This window comes from Winogradskyella sp. UBA3174, from assembly GCF_002364335.1.
In the GTDB taxonomy this organism is placed as follows: Bacteria; Bacteroidota; Bacteroidia; order Flavobacteriales; family Flavobacteriaceae; genus Winogradskyella.
In genome coordinates this window covers 1-1,335 of the sequence record NZ_DEXW01000052.1, presented here as the reverse complement: position 1 = coordinate 1,335, position 1,335 = coordinate 1, and the positions used below count along the sequence as shown (strand labels likewise).

Here is a 1,335-nt window from a genome sequence, read left to right as displayed (position 1 = left end):
AGTATAAACTGGAGTCGGTATGTTTTATGATTCTCCAATTAATTAAGTCGCTTAAAAAAATAAGGTGTATAATCTTCTAGTAATTCAGGATGACAAATTTTTATCAAGTCTTTTAAAACTAAATCTGGTCGTGCTGTACCTAATTCGTAATATAAAACACCACCAGTAGCTCCTGTTGTATTTGAAAAACTATAGATGTTTCGTTCTTTAAAAGCTTTAAAATTAGTATATAATGAATTCGTTTTTTCCAATTGGTCAAAACTACCGTAATAAGAGGGACTCAACCACAAATCTGCATCTTTAGCTTTGTCTAAAACGACTTCAAAACTTAACGCTAAACTGCCATTTCCTGTGGTCTCACTCCATAAATAACTAACATTGGCATCTTTTAAAAATTGAGCTTCTGGGCTAGAGCCATTTGGCAAATACCAAACATCTTTATGCATCGCTCCACTTAAAACCGTCGGTTGATTTTTTGCTTGTTTTGCGATGTCTTTTGCTACTAAATAATCACGTTCAATAGCATTAAAAATAGAATCAGCTTCTTTTTCTTTATTAAATAAAACACCAAAAAACTTAATCCATTCTGCTTTTGCTAAGGCTGAAGATTCTACCCAATCGCCATTATAAATTACCGGAATCCCTGCTTTTTTTAACGTTTCGAAAGTTTTGTTAACGCCATCGACTCCAAAGCCAATAACCACATCTGGATTCAATTCTAAAAGCACTTCAGTATTAAGGCCTTCGTTTTTTCCTAGTTCTCTAACGTGTCCACCATCTATACGTCTCCGCGTTTTTTCTGAAGAAATATAATCAGTACCCGGAAAACCGACTAGAGTTTGTTCTACACCTAATAATTCTAAGGCTGGAATATGTGTTGTAGATGTGACAACGATTTTATTTATTTTGTGGTCAATTGTAGCATCAAATACTCTAGATTTAAAGTCAACATCTGCATTCTCGCTAGGTATCGCGTAGCTGTAATTTTTTTCAGATTTAGGCCAAGGTTTTAATATGGTTAGTTCTTTATAAGTTTCAAAGTATTTTACAGAAAAGCCTTTAGCATATTTTAACTCTAGTTGTTTTGTTTCGGAAGTCTCTAGTTCTACACTTCTAGTTTCATTGTTACATGTACTAACGATAAAAAAAAGAAATAAGAATTTTATGCTTTTCATGTGTTTATATTTACTGTCTTTTAATGACCACATGTTGTTCGCGATACAGCATTCCCGTGGGTGATAAAATTTTGAACATGCTCGGTTCATGTGTTTATATTTACTGTCTTTTAATGACCACATGTTGTTCGCTTTGAATCATACCTGTGGGCGATAAAAT

At 33.4% G+C, this 1,335-nt stretch carries 1 protein-coding gene; it reads right to left on the bottom strand.

The features are described 5' to 3' along the window. Positions 1-38 precede the first annotated feature (38 nt). The gene (locus tag B2U95_RS09595) at positions 39-1,175 is read right to left on the bottom strand and encodes an ABC transporter substrate-binding protein (RefSeq protein ID WP_296315574.1); all 1,137 of its coding nucleotides are present in this window, start codon (positions 1,173-1,175) and stop codon (positions 39-41) included. Between the last annotated feature and the right edge of the window lie 160 nt (positions 1,176-1,335).